The organism is Swaminathania salitolerans, assembly GCF_007988945.1.
Classification (GTDB): Bacteria; Pseudomonadota; Alphaproteobacteria; order Acetobacterales; family Acetobacteraceae; genus Swaminathania; species Swaminathania salitolerans.
On the sequence record NZ_BJVC01000005.1, the window covers coordinates 127,380 to 146,906 of the forward strand.

Consider the following 19,527-nt stretch of genomic DNA (forward strand, 5'->3'; position numbering starts at 1 on the left):
ATCCGGAGACGCTTGCCTCCGGGGCAGGCTACATCCCGGGCTGATGACAGCCATCGGGAATGTTGCCGCGCAGGAATTTCGCAAATTCACGAAAGGCCGGCCCGCGCGGATCGGAACTGCGCCAGACCAGTCCGATGCTGCGGCGCGCCGAGGGAACCGGCCGGGTCGCCACCAGCTCATCCCATTCCGACCGGTTCCTGAGCGCGAGCTGGGGAATGAGCGAATATCCCTCTCCGGCGCCGATCATGTGCCAGAGCATCTCGAGACTCGTGGCGAGGCGTTGCTGATCCCGCGAAGGGGTCGTGCCACAGACGGCCAGAGCCTGGTCGCGCAAACAATGGCCGTCTTCCAGAAGCAGAAGATCCCCTCCTCCGGCATGGTCGGCCAGATCCTGCATCGCCAGGGGCTCGCGCGTCGCGAGGGGATGCGTCCTTGGGATCGCCGCAAGGAAAGGTTCGTCGAAGAGCGGGGCCGTCTCGAAGCACTCACCGGCAACGGGGAGTGCGGCAAACACCAGATCGAGCTCGTTCTGCCGGAGCTTCGACAGCATGGGGGTGGTGAGGCTCTCGGTAAGCTGGATCCGCAACTCGGGATAGGACCGGCGGAGCATGGGCAGAAGGCTCGGAACGTAATAGGGGCCGAGCGTTGCGATGACCCCGATCCGGAGCAGACCTTCGAGCGGCCCCGTTCGCGCACGCGCAGCCTCGATCAGGGCGCGCGCCGAGGCCAGAACCTCGCGTCCCATTGCGATCAGACGGATGCCGTCGGGCGTCGGGGTGACATGCCGCCTCGAGCGTTCGAACAACGCGACGTCGAGCAGCATCTCCAGCTTGCGCACCTGCTCCGAAAGCCCTGCCTGGCTGACGCCGCAGCGCTCCGCCGCGCGCGAGAAATTGCGCAGATCGTCGACCGCCACGACATATTCGATGTCACGCAAGGAGAGGCCGGAAAGGGGAATATACGTCATGGCCATAGATAAGACCATATCTTGCCATTCTCAAAAAAGGTTCTACCTGTCATAGCCATTGACAGAAACGATTTCCGCGGCGTTCGTATCCATGGGACTGTGTGCCCGTCATACGACAATGAAGCGCAAGCAAGGAGCATGTGAGATGCCACGCATCAACTCGGCACTGAAGCCTTTCGAAACCGATGCCTTCCATGATGGCAAGTTCATCAAGGTGTCCGATGTGGACGTCAAGGGAAACTGGTCGGTCTTCTTCTTCTATCCCGCCGATTTTACCTTCGTCTGCCCGACGGAGCTGGAAGATCTCGCCGATAATTACGAGACGTTCCAGAAGCTCGGCGTCGAGATCTACTCCGTTTCGACCGACAAGCACTTCACCCACAAGGCCTGGCACGACACGTCTCCGGCAATCGGCAAGATCAGATACGTCATGCTTGCCGACCCGACGGGCCAGATCAGCCGCAATTTCGACGTGCTGATCGAGGAAGCCGGCATGGCCGATCGCGGTACCTTCCTGATCGATCCCGAAGGCAAGATCCAGTATATCGAGATCACCTCGGGCGGCGTCGGTCGCTCCGCAGAGGAACTGATCGAGAAGATCCGCGCAGCCCAGTACGTCGCCGCCCATCCGGGCGAGGTCTGCCCTGCCAAGTGGAAGGAAGGCGGTGAGACCCTGACCCCGTCGCTCGACCTGATCGGCAAGATCTGAGGTTTGCAGGCCCGGCCATACCGGCCGGGCCGCACCCATCGCATTTTTTCGGAAAGAGCAGGAGCCCGCCGATGTTGCAGGAGTCCATCAGGACACAGCTGGAAGCCTATTTCGCAAACCTCGCCGCGCCGATCGTGCTGGAAGCCTCCCTCGATGGCAGCGACAAGGCGAGAGAGATGCAGGCTCTGCTCGAGGACGTTTCTGCCCTTTCCGACAAAGTGACATTTTCCGAAGCGGGGATAGCCGACAGACGCCCGTCTTTCCTGATCCGGCGGGAAGACAGCCGGAGCGGCGTCACCTTCGCGGCGATCCCGATGGGGCACGAATTCACGTCCTTCGTTCTGGCCCTCCTGCAGGTCGGCGGGCATCCGCCGAAGATCGCGCCGGCAACGGCCGAGCAGATCGGCCGGCTCGCGGGAGATTTCCATTTCGACGTCTTCGTCTCTCTCTCGTGCCAGAACTGTCCCGAGGTGGTTCAGGCCCTCAACGCGATGAGCGTGCTCAATCCGGCCATCAGCGTGACGACCATCGACGGCGCCCTTTTTCAGGAAGAGGTGGCCGCGCGCAACATCATGACCGTGCCGCAGATCTATCTGAACGGAGTGCCATTCGGTTCCGGACGCATGGATGCGGATCAGATCCTCGCGAAGCTCGACGCGGATGCCCCGCGTCGGGCGGCCGAGCGATTGCGGGATCTGGCGCCTTTCGACGTTCTGATCGTCGGGAGCGGTCCGGCAGGGGCATCTGCGGCCGTCTATGCCGCCCGGAAGGGATTGCGCACGGGGCTCGTGGCCGATCGCTTCGGCGGTCAGGTCATGGATACAGCGGGGATCGAGAATTTCATCTCCATCAGGGAGACAGAGGGGCCGAGACTTTCGGCGCAGCTCGAGGCGCATGTCCGCGATTATGAGGTCGAGATCATCGCGGGTCAGCGGGCGAAGGAGCTTTTCCCGGCCGCCAGCCCCGGAGCGATGCACGGAATCGCCCTCGAAAGCGGCGCCATCCTGCACAGCCGTACGGTCATTCTCGCGACCGGCGCGCATTGGCGCCAGCTCGGCGTGCCGGGTGAGGAGACGTATCGCACGAAGGGCGTGGCCTATTGCCCCCATTGCGACGGTCCGTTCTACAAGGGCAAGCGCGTGGCGGTCGCAGGAGGCGGCAATAGCGGCGTGGAGGCCGCGATCGATCTGGCCGGTATCGTGGGGCACGTCACCCTGCTTCAGCGCGGCTCGAAGCTCAAGGCAGACCGGGTCCTGCAGGACAAGTTGCGCAGCTTGCCCAATGTGACCGTTCTGACGGAGGCGCTCACCACGCGGATCGAGGGAGACGGCTCGAAGGTCACGGGCCTGACCTATCGCGGAGGAGACGGTCAGGATCACTCTCTTGCGCTCGACGGTGTCTTCGTCCAGATCGGCCTGCTGCCGAATACCGACTGGCTGCGCGGAACACTGAGCCTCAATGCGTTCGGCGAAATAGAGATCGACGATCACGGCGCAACATCCGCCCCGGGCGTGTTCGCTGCCGGCGATGCCACGACCACGCCGTACAAGCAGATCGTGATCGCGGTCGGCGAAGGGGCGAAATCGGCGCTTTCGGCATTCGACTACCTCATCCGTCTGCCGACCGGCGCCGATTTGCCGCCCGCGGCCTGATCGGCTGTATCTCGTGATTCCTTCGGGCAGGAGGCGACCCGGAGGAATCACGCAGGGCGGCCTTTCATCAGCTGATGATGAGCTGCGAACTCCTCAGATCGGTCACGCCCAGGAACGTGACCGTAAGATTCGAATCGATCGTGATCTGCGTATTGCCGCCCTGTATCGTCGCCGTTGCAAGAAGGTGTCTGGCCGCTTCGTCGGCATCCTCCGGCTTGTAGTTGTACATGAAGAAGCGATTGCCGCTGACCGCCCCGAAATCGGTGATCGTGACGTCACCGGCTGTGTGATCGGCAAGAACGCCGAACATGTTATCCGCCCCGCTTCCGCCGGTAACCGTCGCATAGGTCGCGCCGTCGCTTCCCTCGTAGCGCGTGCCGAAGACGAACTGGTCTGCCGCACTCCCGCCGATCACGGTCTGGCTTCCCGCGCCGGTCCAGGCATCCAGACGTCCCGCCGAGGCGGAGGCATCGATTTTCTGGTCGTCTCGTGTTCCGGACTGGTTGCCCGACCAGTTGGCGGCCTCGCTGACCGAGAGGGTCGCATCGAGGCGATGGGCGCCCCACAACGTCGCCATGCGCGCGGCGATGGATGTGGTTCCCGTACCGCCTATGAACTGCAATGCGCCCGCAACGCTTACAGTCTGATCGGTGCCCTGCAGGATTTGCAGGGAGCCGAGCGCGGATATGGTATCGCCATTCGATCCGGCGATCGTACCCCTGTCGCCGAGAAAGCTCACATTGGAGCTGTTTCCGCCCATAACGGTGCTTCGGTCTCCGACGCGGATCGTGCTTCCCATCGCTGCCATGTCGGCAATCATGGTGAAGCTGCCGAGGGACACCTGGCTGCTTCCGCCCATCAGGGTGACGGTGTTCTGCGCGTCGTCGCCTCCCGTGATCGTGTCGCTTCCCTCGGATACGACATGGTTCACGCCCTGATGAAGCATGATGAGATTGCGTCCGGTGCCGGCATAGATATTGTTCGTGCCTCGCGTCGCGGTCACCGTATCGTTGCCGTCGGCCATGGTAATCGTCCAGTCGCCCTGGCCGACGCCACCGTCGAAGAAGTTCTGCCCGGCGACCGCCGCGAACATGCCGGACGAAGCCCCTGCCCGGAAGACGAGACCGCCCGTCGAGCCTCCGAGAACCGAGAGCGTCTCGCTCGTCAGTCCCGCACCGTCGATCGTGACCGGCTGGTCGAGCATGGCGGGTGGCGTTCCGCTCTCATCTCCTTCCCAGCCGCCGACTCCGATGAAGCCGTAGCCTCCGACCGGCGCATAGCTGCCACCCGTCGTCACGAGGCCCTGGAGCAGGGCGCGACGATCCGTCGGGGCTGCGTTCTCGCCCGGTGTCAGCCTGACGCTGGTCAGGGTATTCGCATCGCGTGCGGATTTCATCTGCTCCGAATAGCGTTCGGCCATGGCTTGCGCCCGCGCGCCATTGACAGTGACCAGAATCGCGGCTCCCGATGCCCCGACGATCGTGACGATTGCCATCCTTTTTCATTCCCAGCTGTGAGAAGGGAATAGGGCGGGGAGTCTCGTTAAAACCACGCTAAATCACGGTTAAGCGTCGTTAATCATGAGGGGCGTATCGGAGAAAACCCATACGTTTCAGGGCACGGGAACAAAAAAAACCCGTATCAGTGATACGGGTTTTTCGAATCGGTCGGGTCGATCGGGATCAGCGGGCGCCGGTATGGTCCCCGTCGCGCATCTGGCCGGTCGGCTCCTGCGTGTGGGCTTCCAGGAACCACAGATGCTTGTCCAGCGCACGCGAGGCTTCCGTGAACAGGTCGGATGTATCGGCGTCGCCTGCCTCGTCCGTCACGTCGATCGCTGCACGCACGTTGTTCGCGACCGTGGCATAACGGTCGATCAGAGCCGCGATATGGTCGGCGATCCTGTAGATATCCGTGGGATAAGGGGTGCAGGACGAGCTCTTCGTCACATCCTGCGTCGTGCCATAGGCGGTGCCGCCCAGCTGGACGGCGCGCTCGGCTACCTTGTCCGTCAGATCGTCGATGCTGCCACGGAAGCCGTCGAGCATTTCATGGACACCGATGAACTGCGGACCTTTCAGGTTCCAGTGCGCCTGCTTCGTGATCAGGGCCAGATCGATGAGATCGGCGAGCCGTGCATTCAGGGTCTCGATAGATACGGCCTTGGTGTTCGACTTCGTCGAGTTCTGTGTCGTATGCATCGTTTTCTTCGCAGTCATTTCTAGCTACCTTACCGTTTCTGCTGTCGGATATTCGCGATAGGCGATGACGATCCAACGCATATGCGACAAGGGGAGTTTCCCGCTCAGGAAAGAAAAGAGACATGGGCGACCAGGATGCGCCAGCTCTCTCCCTCGCGAATCCAGCTCTGGGTCTGACGTCCCGTGCGTCCGTCGGGCTCGGTTCGGAAAATGATCGTCACGCAGCCTGCATCGGGCCCCAGCGCGACGATTTCCCGACGCAGCCGCGTACGGCGGGGGGCGCCCCCTTTGCGCGCGCGTCGAAAGGCGGCGATCTCGTCAGGACCGAACAGGTTTTCGGTCGCACCCAGACGAATGGTGGAGGGCGAGGCGCTGAACAGCGCATCGAGCAACGGAATGTTATTTCCTGCAAGAGCCTCTTCGTATTGATCTGACGCGGCTGTAAGAGCAGAGAGCGTATCGGGGTAAGCGGAGGATTTCATGGACGCGCCTCGATCATGATGACAAAACGACTGTTTCTCTGAGGATAGCATGAGCGGCTTCGGATCCGGCGATCTGGCTCGGTCGGTGCGCGATATTCGCATCATTTTTTTCAGTCTGGGGCTGGGCGCCTTTGCGATCGGAACCGCGGAATTCGCGGCCATGAGCCTCGTGCCCATGATCGCCCGCAGCTTCGGCGTCAGCGATCCGGAGGCCGGGCATGCCATCGTGCTCTATGCTGCGGGCGTGTGCGTCGGCGCGCCCACCATCGCCCTTTTCAGCGCAGGTATCAGCCGCCGCACGATGCTCATCAGCATGATGCTGCTCTATATGCTCGGCAACGGGCTCAGCGCTGTTGCGCCGAATTATCTGCTCTTTCTGGTCTGTCGTTTCGTAAGCGGTCTTCCGCATGGCGCATATTTCGGTATCGCGGGTATTCTCGCATCGTCTCTCGTGCCGCCGAACAAGCGCTCCCAGGCGGTAGGGCGGGTCATTCTCGGTCTGACGATCGCGACCATCGGCGGCGTCCCGCTCGCGAACGGTATCGGTCAGGTCGTGGGATGGCGCTGGGCTTTCGCACTGATCGGTTTTCTGGCCTTGTGCACGGCGTCCCTGCTTGCACTTTTCGCTCCCAGGGATGCGCCACGGCGGGATGCGAGCATCCTCAACGAGTTCACCGCTCTCAGGATCAAGCAGGTCTGGCTCACGCTGGCGATCGGGGCGGTCGGATTCGGAAGCGTGTTCTGCGTCTATACCTATCTCGCATCCATCATGATCAACGTGACGAAAGTGCCCGAATCGACCGTGCCAGTCATGCTCGCGATTTTCGGCATCGGCATGACCATAGGCACGCTGGTCTGTGCGTGGCTTGCGGATCACAAGATGATGCCGACCCTTGCCGGGGTGCTCCTGATGGGCGCCGCCTCGATGGCAGGCTTTCCCGAGGCCGCTCATAAATTCGTGCCGCTCGCGATCAATGTTTTCATGATCGGTGCAAGCGGGGGGCTTGCAACGGTGGTCCAGGCAAGACTGCTCACGGTAGCGGTCGGCGCCGAAGGGCTCGCCGCGGCACTGAACCAGAGCGCATTCAATATCGCGAATGCGGTCGGCCCCTGGCTCGGCGGCCTCGCCGTATCCGCCGGGCTTGGCTGGACCTCGGTCGGCTGGGTCGGGTTGTGTCTCTCTCTCGGCGGGTTTGCGATCTATCTGCTCAGCATCGCGGATGATTTCAGATCCAAGCGCAAAACGCCGCCCCGGCTCTGACCCGGGTTTCCTGCTCCCGAACCGATCCCCGGCGGATCTGATTCCCGCGGGCGCCGCTCCCCGGGAGTACCTTCTCCGGCACCTCCGGTACCTCCAGAGGGCGTTCGAGGGGGGGCGGTCCGGCCGGATCAGGTCGAGGCGGGGTCGACCAGATCGAAGAAAGGCTGAAGATCCACGGTGAAGAACCGGGAATAGGCAGGATCGCGCTCGAAAAGCGGGTGCCCGGCCCAGCGCGACTGCATGATCTGGCTTTCCTCGAAGAAACGCGCTTCCTGCTCAGGGACATCGTCCGAACCGCGCGAAAGGCTCTCGTGATGGGAGGCGAGGGCCTCGGCACAATAGACGATGCGATAGCCGTTCGCGCGGATCCTGAGACAGAGATCGACATCGTTATAGGCGATCTTCAGACCTTCCTCATCGAAGCGGCCCGTGGTTTCGAACACCGAACGGCGGACCAGCATGGCAGCCGCCGTGACGGCAGTGACCTCGTGGGTCAGGAGAATACGGCCGATATAGCCGTAATCGCCCGGGCCGCAGCCCCGATGGGCATGGGCGCCGATCCCGGCCGGGCCGACCACCACACCGGCATGCTGGATCGTCTCGTTGGGATAGAGAAGCCGTGCGCCGACCGCCCCCACATCGTCTCCCGCGAGCGCCTCGTTGACCATCAGCCGGAGCCAGTCCGCGGTCTCGACGAAGACATCGTTATTCATGAAGACGAGATATTCGGAGGAGCAGGTCGCGGCAGCGATATTGTTCAGCCGCGCGTAGTTGAAGGGCTCCTCGATCGTCATGTGTCTGACGCGCGGATGATCGTCAAAGGATCTGAGGAAAGCCCCGGCCTCCGGGGTGACCGACCAGTTATCGACGAGAACGATCTCGAAATTCGCATAATCGGTACGCTCGAGAAGGGTTTCGACGCAGCGTTGCGTCGTCTCGACCTGATCCTTGAAGGGAATGACGATCGAGACGGAAGGCGTGGCGGTGAAGGCCCAGTCCACCCGGTAGAGGGTCAATCCGTTGATCGATGTGACCTTTGCCTCGAACCCGCGCCGGGCGAGGTGATCCGAGACGGCGCGGATCCCGGCCTGGATCGCATAGTTCTTGTTGCCGACCGTGACGGCGGTGGAGTTCGGCGTCATACGCCAGTGATAGAGAAGATCGGGAACATGGGCGATGCGCTCATGGTCCAGATATTCGCAGGCTCTCAGGATGAAGTCATGGTCCTGCGCCCCGTCATAGGCCGCGCGCAGAGGGCCGATGGCGCGCATGGCCTCTGTCTCGACCATCGTCAGATGGCAGATATAGTTGCAGCCGAGCAGATAGCGATAGTTGAAATCCGGCTTGAAATTGGGCGCCTGCCAGTTATTGCTCTGATCGACCTTGTCTTCATCGGAATACAGCAGGGCCGCCTTCGTCTCGAGCGCCTTGCGCAGCATCGTCTCGACCGCGACATCGACGAGCATGTCGTCATGGTCGAAAAACAGCGTGTATTCTCCGCGGACTGCGTCCATGCCCTTGTTCGTGGCGCCGGAGATGCCGAGATTCTCCTTCAGGAAGACCGGACGGATACGGGCGTCCTTTCTGGCGTACGCCTCGATCAGCGCAGTGGTTTCGGCAGATACCATGCCATCGTCGATCAGGATGAGTTCCCAGTTGCGGTAGCTCTGACGCAGCACGGATTCGATGGCGGTGACGTAATCGGCGCGTAGCGGTTTGTAGGTCGGACAGAGAATGCTCACCAGGGGTTCGCGTGTGAGCGGCGCGCTGGTGCGCAGCAGGGCCGTCCGCTCCCGGAGGGCCTGGTAGTAGAGCGCCGCCCACCGATCGTAATTGCCGAGATTGTAGCCAGCCTGCGGAATCGTGTTGCGGATCTCGGTGCGCAGCCGGGTCAGTTCGCGATGCAGCCGGTCGATGGTCTCGGCGATATCGAGCAGCCTGGTCTCCAGCGCATCGTCCGCGATGGAACTCGTGAAAGGACTGCCCATCAGCTCATCGCCCTCCGGCAGGACCCGAACCGAGAAGCTGCGCGGTGAAGAGCCCCGGAAGCGCTGGGGGATCGGCACATCGAAACCGCAATGCGGATCGCACCCGACCGCGGCGGCCACGTCGCCGCGATAGCGGTCGGCACGGGCCTGCGCGACGAGAACGTTGTTGGCCGTGACAGAAACGATGCACCCGCCGCGCCACTCGGTCTCGGAAGGCATTTTCTGCAGCACCCAGCCGCGCAGGGCGCCCTGCTTGATGCCGTCCACGCAGCTCGTGTAATCGGGGCGCGCCGTCAGCGAAAAGGAGAGCTGCTCTCTCTGACCGCCTTCGGCCGTCTCGTCCGAGATCCTGAGAACGGTACGATCGGGCATCCGGATCGAAAGCGTATGGGGTGCGCCGTCAAGGCAGGCGGGCGGAAGCCGGAACCGGAATCCCACACGGTCATGAGGGAGTCTGAGTGCGGCCTGCACGTCTCCCCGGGGCTGATCTGCCTCCACACGTGCGATTTCCTGCCCGTCTATCAGGATGTGGAGATGGACGGGACGATCGGGATGGAGACGATTGATGGCCCATCCGTGAATCGCGTCGTCCTGCAGGCCGTCGCAGTAACCGGTAAAGGGGCTGGGGGCGGATGGGGCCTTCATCTGTCGTCTTTCTCGATAAACGTGCGCGGTTCGCAGATCTGCGGACCATACATATCTCGTTACTGGAAAAAATGCCGCAAGCGGCGTTTCCTGACCAGACGAGGAAAGGCTATCTTTGCGTCAGGAGACGATTCATTACAAATCGACCGAGAATACGCGTGGTGATGATGCAGCGCGACGAGGGGCCTCTGCTGATGGCCTGGCTCGGATATTATGCGCGGATCTTCGGTTTCGACGCCCTGACGATCTTCGATAATGGCTCGGTCGATCCCCTGACCCTGCATCTTCTTGACCATGCCCGTCGATGCGGTGCCACAATACGGTACGACTGCTCCGATCCGGCCGATTTCCACGGCAAGGGTCAGCATCTTGGCGCGCAGATCCGGGAATGGGACCGGACGGGCTCCTATGATTTCGCGCTTCCTGTCGATTGCGACGAGTTTCTCGCGGTCGTGGAGGATGACGGAGTCTCGACCTCGGCCGGGCGGATCCTTGCGGAATTCGCGCGACTCCGTCCCGAGCGCCGCGCCCTGAGGATCGGGTCGTCCCTGTTCAATCACCCGGCCAGACCGGGCTGGTTTTCGGTGGACAGGGCTTTCATCAAGGGATTCCTGCCCGCACGCAGCATCGCCCTCATCGATAACGGTCAGCACACCCCCGCCTCCCGACTGGAGAGCGGCTATGCGCTCTCCCGCTTCACCTATCTTCACTGGCACAATCACGGCTTTGCGGAAATGCAGCGACGCGCACGGCTCAAGCTGGCGAATTCGCTCATCGATCCCGACGATCGCGATGCCTTGCTGCGTTACGCCGCAACGCCGAACATGCCCGGGCAGCATCTGGTCGGTATTCTCCTTGCCGGGGAGGACAGTTATCTGCGCCGGTATGAAGGGACGCCCTGCCTCGTCCTGAACTGGGCGCGAAGCCCGTCGGATCTCTCGTCTGCGATGGAGGACGGCCCCGTGATGTTTCCGGACGGTCCGGCTCTGCGACGCTGGTCAGGCAGCGCCTATGAGCGCATCAACCCGGATGTGAAAGGATGGCCACTCGGCCCGCTCATGCATTTTCTCTTGCACGGCCATGCGGAAGGGCGGCGTTTCTGAGGGTGTTCAGGGTCATGTCATGAAAGATTCATCGCGGCTCGACCGTGTGGATTGTTGTCTCTCGCCAGCGGTAAAGCTACACGACAGGCTGGCACACCGTGCCGTGATGATAAATCTTGTCTGCCCGAGCCAGGACGTATTGATCGAATGAAACGCGCACCCGCTCCGCGGACCACGCCTGCACCGCTCCAGGAAGCCAGGGCGACTCCGCTCTGGAAAGGGGATCGCCTCTTTCGCCTCGTTGTCGGTTTCTGTGCCCTTCTGGTTCTGGTCTCACTGGGCGGCCTCGTTCTGACCATGGCCTTCGGTGGCAGCAAGGCATTCGCCACATTCGGTCCGGAGTTCGTCGTCTCCAACATCTGGAACCCGGTGACGAACCAGTATGGCGCGCTCGCTCCCGTTTTCGGAACGCTCGGCTCGACCCTGATCGCCATTCTCATCGGGGTGCCGCTCGCTTTCGGTGCGGCTTTCTGGCTGACCAATATTGCGCCACCCGTCATCGCAGGCATCGTCGGAACAGCCGTGCAGCTGCTCGCAGCCGTTCCGTCGATCATTTTCGGCATGTGGGGCTTCTTCATCGTCGTCCCCTTCATGGCGCAGCACGTCCAGCCCTTCTTCCGTCATCATTTCGGGCATGTGCCCGTCATACGCTGGCTCGTGCATGGCGCGCCGTTCGGCTATGGCCTGCTTACGGGCGGCATCGTTCTGGCGGTCATGATCACGCCTTTCGTCACGGCGGTCATGCGTGACGTCTTTGCCGTGATGCCGCCGATGCTGAAGGAAAGCGCCTACGGGCTCGGGGCCACGCGGTGGGAAGTGATGCGCCGGGTGATCGTTCCCTGGTCCCGTGCCGGCATGATCGGTGGCGTCGTGCTCGGCATGGGGCGCGCGCTCGGCGAGACGATGGCCGTCACCTTCGTCATCGGCAACGCCAATACCATCGGCTGGTCGCTCTTTGCGCCGCGCAACACGGTGGCGTCTCTCGTGGCGCTCGAATTTCCAGAGAGTGCAGCGGGCAGCCTCAAGCTCTCTTCCCTGCTCGCCCTCGGTTTCATTCTCATGCTTCTCTCCTTCACCACGCTTGCCTTCGCCCGCTGGCTGCTACGGGAGAAAAAGGCATGAGCCGCATGAAGGATACGGGCCGGACAATGGGGCAGGGCTGGCGCAAGGGGCCGCGCGCAACGCGCCGCCTCGTGACGGATCGTCTTGCGACGGCGCTGAGTCTCGGGGCAACGGCTCTGCTCGTGATCGCCCTTGCATCCATTCTCTGGACGTTGCTTCGCAATGGCATTGCCGGTCTTTCCATCGCGGCGCTGATTCACCCGATGGGGCCGCCGGGGACGAATGGCGGGCTGGCGAATGCCATCGTCGGCAGCGTGATCCAGACGGTGGTGGCGCTTCTCATCGCCACCCCGATCGGACTTGGCTGCGGCGTCTTTCTCTCCGAGTTCGGTCGCGGGTCGCGTTTTGCGACCTCGGTCCGATTCGTCTCGGATGTTCTGCTCTCTGCGCCATCCATCCTGATCGGTCTGTTCGTCTATCTCGTTCTCGTGGCGCCTTTCGGGCATTTCTCGGGTCTGGCGGGTTCGGTCGCACTGGCGATTCTCGCTGTGCCGATCATCGTGCGGACCACAGAAGACATGCTGCGGCTCGTTCCCGTCGCGATGCGCGAGGCAGGCGCTGCTCTGGGCGCGGCGCATTGGCGCGTGGTGCTTTTCCTGTGTCTGCGTTCTGCTGCGCCGGGCGTGCTGACCGGCATTCTTCTCGCTCTCGCCCGGGTCAGCGGTGAGACGGCGCCTCTGCTCTTCACATCGCTGGGCAACCAGAACTGGTCTTTCAGCCTCGACAGGCCGATGGCAAGTCTTCCGATCGCCATCTATCAGTATGCCGGGGCCTCCTATGACGACTGGGTGCGTCTCGCCTGGACGGGCGCGCTTCTCGTCACGCTCGGAGTGCTCGGGATCAATATCATCGTGCGGTTCGGCTTCCGCAAGAAACAGTCATAGGCAAAGGACGACAGGCTCATGAGCGAAGCCCTGCATGAATCTCCGGACCAGAAGGCCGATCCCGAGTCCCGGGATGCGGCGCTCGAGGTCAGGGATCTGGATTTCTACTACGGCGAGAAGCAGGCTCTCAAATCGATTTCCATGGATTTCCGCAAGCAGAGCGTGACCGCCATGATCGGTCCGTCGGGCTGCGGAAAATCCACGCTGCTGCGTATCTTCAACCGGATGTACGATCTCTACCCGGGGCAGAAAGCCACCGGATCGGTGATGTTCGACGGTGCGAATATTCTCGATCCTGCGCTCGATCTGAACACACTCCGCTCACGGATCGGCATGGTGTTCCAGAAGCCGACACCGTTTCCGATGTCGATCTACGACAATATCGCCTTCGGTGTGCGCCTGCACGAGAAGCTCTCGCGTCATGAAATGGATGCCCGGGTGGAAGACGTGCTTACCCGCGTCGCTCTGTGGAAAGAGGTGCGCGACCGCCTGCGCGAGCCTGCTTCCGGCATGTCGGGCGGCCAGCAGCAGCGTCTGTGCATCGCGCGCAGCATCGCGACCCGTCCCGAGGTGTTGCTTCTCGACGAGCCGACTTCGGCGCTCGATCCGATTTCGACAGCGCGAATCGAGGAGCTGCTCGATGAACTCAAGCGCGATTTCACGATCGCGATCGTGACGCACAACATGCAGCAGGCGGCACGTTGTGCCGATCAGGTGGCGTTCTTCTATCTCGGCACGCTGATCGAGATGGACAGTGCCGACCGGATGTTCACCAATCCGCGTCAGAAACAGACGCAGGACTATATCACGGGTCGTTTCGGATAGAAGCGGGTCGCACCCGGACGGATTTCCTCCATACGGGTGAGGAGATGCGCCGGAGCGCAGGGGGAGGGCACGGTTCTCCCGGACCGGTATTCGATGCCGGTATTCGACAACGATGCTTCAGGATCGCGGCTAGCGGGTGGGAATGAGAGAGATGCCAACGGACAGCGTTCATACCGTCAAGAGTTACGAGCAGGAACTGGACCGGATGCGCGCCATGATGGCGCGCATGGGCGGCATCGTCGAAAGTCAGGTCGCGCAGGCCGTGGCCGCCGTGACCGAACATGACGAGGAGGCTGCCCAGGCGGCGCCGGCACAGGATCCGCAGGTGGATCTTCTCGAGCGCGATGTCGAGGCGCTCGCCATACGGCTTCTCGCCCTGCGCAGCCCGATGGCGGGCGATCTGCGCGAGATCGTCGCTGCCCTCAAGATCACAGGCGATCTCGAACGGATCGGCGATTATGCCGCCTCGATCGCACGGCGCAGCCAGCGCTTCGATCTCGTCGATCGTCAGATCTCCCTTTCCGGGCTGCGCAGCATGGGGCGGCTGGTGCAGGAGAACCTGCGTCGGGTGATCGATGCCGTGACGCAGCAGGATGCCGACCGGGCGACCGAGGTCTGGCAGGCCGATCGCGAGGTCGATGAATATTATACCGCCATGTTCCGCGAGCTGGTGACATACATGATGGAGGATCCGCGCAACATCAGCCCCTGCACGCATCTCCTGTTCATCGCCAAGAACTTCGAACGGATCGGCGATCACACGACGAACATTGCCGAGCGCGTCTATTACGCGGTCACGGGCGACAACCTGCCTGCGGTGCGTCCTCGCGGTGGACTTTCCACCGGGGACGACGCGGTCGCCCGATGAGCGGGTCGCTCGTCAGGATCGTCGTGGTGGAGGACGATCCATCCCTCCAGCTGATGATCCGCTACAATCTCGACAAGCTCGGCTACGATGTTTCGGCCTATCCCGAGGCCGAGCAGGCCTGGGACTCCATTTCGCGTAACCGCCCCGATGCCATCGTGCTCGACTGGATGCTTCCGGGCATGTCCGGAATCGATCTCTGCCGTCGTATCAGGGGCACGGCGTCCCTGCACGATCTCCCGGTCCTTATGCTGACGGCGCGTGCGGACGAGCAGGACAGCATAAGGGGGCTCGATAGCGGTGCGGATGACTATATCGCCAAACCGTGCAGCATCGAGGCACTCGACGCCAGATTGCGGGCGCTGCTCCGGCGCACCCAGCCCGCCAAGCAGAACATCCTGACCTTTGCCGATCTTCAGCTCGATCTCCAGACGCATCGGGCCGAGCGGAGCGGGCGGCAGCTCGTTCTGGGGCCGACCGAGTTCCGTCTGCTCGAATTCCTGATGCGTCATCCGAGGCGGGTATTCTCGCGCGAGGATCTGCTGCAGAAAGTCTGGGGGTCCAATGTCCATGTCGAGCTGCGTACGATCGACGTGCATATCCGTCGGCTGCGTCGTGCCCTCAATCTCGATCATGAGTTCGATTATGTCCGCACGGTGCGTTCTGCGGGCTATGCGCTCGACGATCAGGCCTGAGGGATCGCGACCCTGACGATCCTTCTCGCCGCGTTCCTGATCCTAGCCCTGACCGGGTGGTGGCTTTCCTGGCATGCGTGGCGTCAGGCCCGGCCGGCGGGACCGGACGACTTCCTGCCGACCGGCCCGGGCGAGAGCGATCCGCCGCGGGCATCGGCCTTTTGCGAGCTGCTTCCCGTCTCGTCGGTGCTTCTCGATGATGGCGGACGCATCCTTCATGCCAATCGCACCGCACGCTCGACATTCGGCGATACGCTCGGCGCGGTGATCCGTCACCCGGCTGTCCAGTCGGTCCTCTCGAGTCTCACCCCCGAGACGGCGGTCGTGACCCGGGTGGAGCTGGACGTTCCGGTCAGGCGGATCGTGCAGGTCACCTTCCGCAAATGGCCTGACCGCTTCGCAAGATCCGTCGACTGGGAAGAGGGGGTCCTCGCCGTACTCGAGGATTGTTCGGAGACGGAGGTCGTGGACCGGATGCGCGCCGATTTCGTCGCCTATGCCAGCCACGAATTGCGCACGCCGCTCGCATCGCTGATGGGGTTCATCGAGACGTTGCAGGGGCCTGCTTCCGACGATCCTGCGGCCCAGCAGCAATTTCTTGCGATCATGGCCGCACAGGCGGCCCGTATGGAACGCCTCATCGAGCGTCTGCTTTATCTCTCACGGGTCCAGCGGCTCGAGCATCTGCGGCCCCATGCCGTGGTCGCCGCGCAGGATCTCATGGACCGACTGCTCGAGGACAGTCACATCCTCATGCGGGACTCCGACGCGCGTCTCGTCATTCTTCCGGTCGAGGAGGAGCTGTTTTTCCCGGCGGATGAGGACCAGATCGTGCAGGTTCTGCTCAATCTGGTCGAGAATGCGCTGAAATATGGCGGTCCGGGTATCGAGATCCGTGTCGGCATCGTCGCCGAAGGGGCGCGTGGCGTCGAGATCGTCGTGTCGGATAACGGGCGCGGCGTCGATACGCAGCATGTCCCCCGGCTTACCGAGCGATTCTATCGCGTCGAGGGCAGGGCGAATGCTGCGCAATCGGGGACGGGGCTGGGCCTTGCCATCGTCAAGCATATCGTCGATCGCCATGGCGGACGCTTCAGGATCGAAAGCGCGCCCGGCAAGGGCATGAGCTGCCGGATATGGCTGCCCCGCGAAAGCTGAACGCGTCCGGTCTTGCGGCGAGGATCCGTCAGAAATAGCCGCGCGGATTTCTGATCGGCACGTCGTCCACCAGGGCGATGACGGGGCGGATCACCCGCACGAGCCACCAGATGAAGAGAATGCCGAACATCACATAGCCGACGAAAACGAGGCAGAGCAGGCCGGAGAGAATGGCACCGGCCAGACCGAGCCAGAACGTCCGGATCGCATAGATGAAATGGCTCTCATAGATCGTGCCCCTGGCCTGACCGCGCTTGATATAGGCGACGATGACCCCGGGAATGCTGGTGATCCCGAAAAAGAACGAGGCAATGAACAGGATATGCACGATCCACGCCCATCGTCTTGCCTGTTCGCTGCGTGGCATGGCGCGCCATCCTTCTGTGAAGCCGGACTGCATGGGGGGTTCGTTCCTTCCGTTCTGTTATGCTAGATCGAGCCCGGAATGGCCGCCGACGTCAAATCGCGGCGTTTCCTGTCGATACGAAGAACTGACTGGTAGCATGACTCTGACCAAACGCTTCGCCCTCCTCGCAGGCCTCGCTTTTCTTCCCCTCTCCGCCCCGGCGCAGGGGCAGACCGTAACGGGGGCCGGATCGAGTTTCGCAGCGCCCCTTTATGAAAGCTGGGGAGAAAGAGTGCACCAGAAAGACGGTGTCGAGGTCAATTACCAAAGCGTGGGGTCCGGAGCCGGGATCAATCAGGTCGTCGCAGGGACCGTCGATTTCGGAGCTTCGGACAAGCCGGCGCGCCCCGGTCTTCTGGCAGCGCACCATCTGTACCAGTTTCCCACGGCGCTCGGGGCGATCGTGGTGATCGTCAATATTCCCGGTATTCCGGCGGGGGCCGTCAGGCTCGACGGGCCGACGCTCGAGGCGATCTATGCGGGAGAGATCGGCGCGTGGAACGACCCGCGTATCGCAGCCCAGAATCCCGGGCTCGATCTGCCGGACGAGGCGGTCGCTGCGGTTCACCGGGCTGACGCCTCCGGCACGACCTTCGTCTTCACCTCCTATCTGTCGCGCGTATCCCCGTCCTGGAAGACGGGCACGGGTGCGGGCACATCTGTCGCATGGAGCAGCGGAGCGGGCGCTCGCGGCAATGACGGGGTGGCGGCGACGGTGCGCCAGACGATCGGCGGAATCGGCTATGTCGAATATGCCTATGCGCGTCACAACCATCTGCCGATGGCCCGTCTCAGAAATCGCGACGGCGCTTATGTGGAGGCGGGGCCAGCGGCTTTCGCTGCGGCTGCCGACCGCGCGGACTGGGCTCATGCGCAGAATCACGTGGTCGATCTGCTCGATCTCGCGGGGCCGGGCGTCTGGCCGATCATGAGCGCGACCTATGCGCTCGTTCCCCTCAAGGGCAATCCCGGGACCCGTCATTTTTTCGAGACAGGTCTGACGGAGGGCGAGGAAGACGCGCGCACGCTCGATTATGTGGTTCTTCCCGAAAAGGTGCGTTCGGAAATCCTCGAAGCGTGGCCGGGCTGAAACGGGATGCAACCGGGAGGAAAAAAGTTCCCTTCTCCGGTCGTAGCAAAGTCTTGAAGCCGTATCCCATTCCCACGGATGTCATGCGCTTTATGCTGTGCTGTTCCTGAACGGTCGGATTACACTCCTTGCCGTGATCTCAACCAGTGACAACGCGGAAATGACGTTATGGCCTTGCCTTCCTTCCTGTTCGTCTGCACGGGCAATATCTGCCGCTCTCCCCTGGCCGAGGCCGCAATGCGCGCCGAGGCCAGCAAACGCGGCCTCGATCTTGATATCGATTCCGCCGCCACCGGTGTCTGGCATGTCGGCGAGGCACCCGATATCCGCGCCCGGCGTGTCGCCCGCAAGCACGGTCTGACCATCGATCACTATCTCGCCCGACAGGTGAAGGAAGAGGACTTCACGCGGTTCGATCATATCATCGCTCTGGATGGCGGCCATCTTCGCGCCCTGCGTCGCCTCGCTCCCCAGGGTGCTGAGGCACGCATTCGCCTGCTTCTCGATCATGTTCCCGAGCGCGAGGGTGATGAGATCCCCGATCCCTTCTACGGCAAGGATATCGATTTCGAGACGGCCTGGCAGGAGATCGCGCTGGGATGCAGCCATCTCGCCCGCGCGACGCTGGATGCTGCATGAGCGAGCGTCTTGTCGATGCCGCAAGGCTGATAGGCGAGAAGGACGATTTCGACGCCATGCCGCTCGGCGGGGGCGATCTGTCGGAGATCTGGCATCTGCGTTTTCCTTCCGGTCGCGAGGCGGTCGTCAAGATCGGAGGACAGCCGCAGATCGAGGCCGCCATGCTCGAGTCGCTCGCAGGGACGGGTGTCACCGTACCGCAGGTTCTGGGTGTAGCCGCAGATCTGCTCGTGCTCTCCTATTTCCCGCCCGCGCGAACTGACTGGGCGGCGCTCGGCGCGGCCATGGCCCGCCTCCATGCCACGCCGCAACCCGGAAGATACGGATGGGATGCGGATTATGCATTCGGCACCGTTCCCATCGAGAACGGATGGGACGATGACTGGCGCCGCTTCTGGAGAGAGAAGCGGTTGCGTCCGTTTCTGGGAGGGTTGCCACGCGAGCACGCAGCGCGGGTCCATCATGTCATGGAGCGGATCGATACCCTCTTGCCGGAGGCGCCCCGTGCCGTTCTGCTGCATGGGGATCTGTGGAGCGGCAATGTCGTCTATACGCCCGACCCGGCGGGAGGCACCCGCGCAGCCCTGATCGATCCCGCGTGCTTTGTCGGAGATGCGAGCGCCGATTTTGCCATCCTCACCCTGTTCGCATCTCCGCCGCCAGCTTTCTGGGAGGCCTACGGTCCGCTGCCATCGGGATATGAGCGCAGCATCCTCGCCTATCGCCTCTGGCCGGCTCTGGTGCATTGCCGCCTGTTCGGTGCGACCTATCTGCCCCTGCTCGATCGGTGCCTCGACGCGATCTCTCTCTGAGCGGAAGTTTCCGCTTCGCCCTG

At 62.6% G+C, this 19,527-nt stretch carries 19 protein-coding genes; 13 read left to right on the plus strand and 6 right to left on the minus strand.

All coding sequences use genetic code 11. The annotated features are described in order from the left end of the window. Positions 1–28: 28 nt before the first annotated feature. Positions 29–967, minus strand: coding sequence for a hydrogen peroxide-inducible genes activator (locus tag SSA02_RS10610; protein ID WP_147094151.1), 939 nt, complete (start codon positions 965–967; stop codon positions 29–31). 145 nt (positions 968–1,112) lie between these two features. Here SSA02_RS10610 and ahpC point away from each other — a divergent pair, with 145 nt between their 5' ends. Then, positions 1,113–1,676 (plus strand): alkyl hydroperoxide reductase subunit C, encoded by a 564-nt coding sequence (gene ahpC, locus SSA02_RS10615; RefSeq protein WP_147094057.1) that lies wholly within the window; start codon positions 1,113–1,115, stop codon positions 1,674–1,676. 71 nt (positions 1,677–1,747) lie between these two features. Beyond that, a complete protein-coding gene (gene ahpF / locus SSA02_RS10620; protein WP_147094058.1) occupies positions 1,748–3,328 on the plus strand; it encodes an alkyl hydroperoxide reductase subunit F in 1,581 nt (526 codons plus the stop codon). Positions 3,329–3,395: 67 nt separating this feature from the next. Here the strand turns inward: ahpF and SSA02_RS10625 are convergent, their stop codons facing one another. The 3 genes from SSA02_RS10625 to SSA02_RS10635 all read right to left on the minus strand — a co-directional run bounded on the left by SSA02_RS10625 (position 3,396) and on the right by SSA02_RS10635 (position 6,011). After that, entirely contained in the window at positions 3,396–4,823 is a 1,428-nt protein-coding gene (locus tag SSA02_RS10625) for an autotransporter outer membrane beta-barrel domain-containing protein (protein ID WP_147094059.1), read from the minus strand. Positions 4,824–5,010: 187 nt separating this feature from the next. After that, positions 5,011–5,547, minus strand: coding sequence for a DNA starvation/stationary phase protection protein Dps (dps, locus tag SSA02_RS10630; RefSeq protein ID WP_147094060.1), 537 nt, complete (start codon positions 5,545–5,547; stop codon positions 5,011–5,013). 86 nt (positions 5,548–5,633) lie between these two features. After that, entirely contained in the window at positions 5,634–6,011 is a 378-nt protein-coding gene (locus tag SSA02_RS10635; RefSeq protein WP_147094061.1) for an AtzH-like domain-containing protein, read from the minus strand. Between the two features lie 49 nt (positions 6,012–6,060). Between SSA02_RS10635 and SSA02_RS10640 the strand changes: the two genes are divergently transcribed. Continuing rightward, positions 6,061–7,272, plus strand: a complete 1,212-nt coding sequence (locus SSA02_RS10640; RefSeq protein WP_147094062.1) for an MFS transporter — start codon at positions 6,061–6,063, stop codon at positions 7,270–7,272. Positions 7,273–7,400: 128 nt separating this feature from the next. Here SSA02_RS10640 and SSA02_RS10645 read toward each other — a convergent pair whose 3' ends face one another. Beyond that, on the minus strand, positions 7,401–9,905 hold the full coding sequence (locus tag SSA02_RS10645) for a glycosyltransferase family 2 protein (protein WP_147094063.1): 2,505 nt from the start codon (positions 9,903–9,905) through the stop codon (positions 7,401–7,403). Between the two features lie 164 nt (positions 9,906–10,069). Here SSA02_RS10645 and SSA02_RS10650 point away from each other — a divergent pair, with 164 nt between their 5' ends. From SSA02_RS10650 to SSA02_RS10680, 7 genes are all read left to right on the plus strand, one after another. After that, positions 10,070–11,008: a glycosyltransferase family 2 protein gene (locus tag SSA02_RS10650; RefSeq protein WP_246103866.1), complete on the plus strand. Its 939-nt coding sequence runs from the start codon at positions 10,070–10,072 to the stop codon at positions 11,006–11,008. Between the two features lie 147 nt (positions 11,009–11,155). Next, positions 11,156–12,130, plus strand: coding sequence for a phosphate ABC transporter permease subunit PstC (pstC, locus tag SSA02_RS10655; RefSeq protein WP_147094065.1), 975 nt, complete (start codon positions 11,156–11,158; stop codon positions 12,128–12,130). A gap of 5 nt (positions 12,131–12,135) precedes the next feature. Continuing rightward, a complete protein-coding gene (gene pstA / locus SSA02_RS10660; RefSeq protein ID WP_246103867.1) occupies positions 12,136–13,014 on the plus strand; it encodes a phosphate ABC transporter permease PstA in 879 nt (292 codons plus the stop codon). 18 nt (positions 13,015–13,032) lie between these two features. Continuing rightward, entirely contained in the window at positions 13,033–13,839 is an 807-nt protein-coding gene (gene pstB, locus SSA02_RS10665; RefSeq protein ID WP_147094067.1) for a phosphate ABC transporter ATP-binding protein PstB, read from the plus strand. Positions 13,840–13,990: 151 nt separating this feature from the next. Beyond that, positions 13,991–14,707, plus strand: a complete 717-nt coding sequence (gene phoU, locus SSA02_RS10670; RefSeq protein ID WP_147094068.1) for a phosphate signaling complex protein PhoU — start codon at positions 13,991–13,993, stop codon at positions 14,705–14,707. Beyond that, the gene (gene phoB / locus SSA02_RS10675) at positions 14,704–15,399 is read left to right on the plus strand and encodes a phosphate regulon transcriptional regulator PhoB (protein WP_147094069.1); all 696 of its coding nucleotides are present in this window, start codon (positions 14,704–14,706) and stop codon (positions 15,397–15,399) included. The genes phoU and phoB overlap by 4 nt, the downstream gene beginning before the upstream one ends. 186 nt (positions 15,400–15,585) lie before the next feature. Next, complete coding sequence (locus tag SSA02_RS10680; protein WP_246103855.1) at positions 15,586–16,557, plus strand: sensor histidine kinase; 972 nt, start codon at positions 15,586–15,588, stop codon at positions 16,555–16,557. Positions 16,558–16,585: 28 nt separating this feature from the next. On the opposite strand, the gene SSA02_RS10685 is transcribed toward SSA02_RS10680, so the two are convergent. Beyond that, positions 16,586–16,957 (minus strand): DUF4870 family protein, encoded by a 372-nt coding sequence (locus SSA02_RS10685; protein WP_147094071.1) that lies wholly within the window; start codon positions 16,955–16,957, stop codon positions 16,586–16,588. 103 nt (positions 16,958–17,060) lie between these two features. Between SSA02_RS10685 and pstS the strand changes: the two genes are divergently transcribed. The 3 genes from pstS (at position 17,061) to SSA02_RS10700 (ending at position 19,504) form a co-directional block, all read left to right on the plus strand. Continuing rightward, a complete protein-coding gene (gene pstS, locus SSA02_RS10690) occupies positions 17,061–18,053 on the plus strand; it encodes a phosphate ABC transporter substrate-binding protein PstS (RefSeq protein WP_147094072.1) in 993 nt (330 codons plus the stop codon). A gap of 168 nt (positions 18,054–18,221) precedes the next feature. After that, entirely contained in the window at positions 18,222–18,692 is a 471-nt protein-coding gene (locus SSA02_RS10695; protein WP_147094073.1) for a low molecular weight protein-tyrosine-phosphatase, read from the plus strand. Beyond that, positions 18,689–19,504 (plus strand): fructosamine kinase family protein, encoded by an 816-nt coding sequence (locus SSA02_RS10700; RefSeq protein WP_147094074.1) that lies wholly within the window; start codon positions 18,689–18,691, stop codon positions 19,502–19,504. Before SSA02_RS10695 ends, SSA02_RS10700 begins: the two co-directional genes overlap by 4 nt. Positions 19,505–19,527: the final 23 nt, after the last annotated feature.